At 58.3% G+C, this 216-nt stretch carries 1 protein-coding gene; it reads left to right on the top strand.

What is annotated here, in order from left to right; genetic code table 11:
• A partial coding sequence (locus tag J5M56_RS27360) for an immunoglobulin-like domain-containing protein (RefSeq protein WP_207938271.1) occupies nucleotides 1-216 on the top strand: 216 nt, incomplete at both ends.

Here is a 216-nt window from a genome sequence, read left to right as displayed (position 1 = left end):
GTAACCCAACCACTTCGGTTACCGATGATCCAGCGAAGCTCGATAGCACTGGCCTCACCTTGTCCGCCACCGGCACCGTCCAGGAAGGCGGCAGCATCGTCTACACCGCTACCCTGACCAATCCGGCCGGTAGCGAGATGAAGATCACCCTGAGCAATGGTGAAGTCATCACCATTGGCAAAGGTTTGACCGAAGGCTCGATCACGGTCCCAGCAC

Source organism: Pseudomonas sp. 51_B (genome assembly GCF_017491595.1).
Classification (GTDB): Bacteria; Pseudomonadota; Gammaproteobacteria; order Pseudomonadales; family Pseudomonadaceae; genus Aquipseudomonas; species Aquipseudomonas promysalinigenes.
The sequence above is the reverse complement of the archived record's forward strand: the minus strand, read 5'-3'. Positions and strand labels throughout refer to the sequence as shown.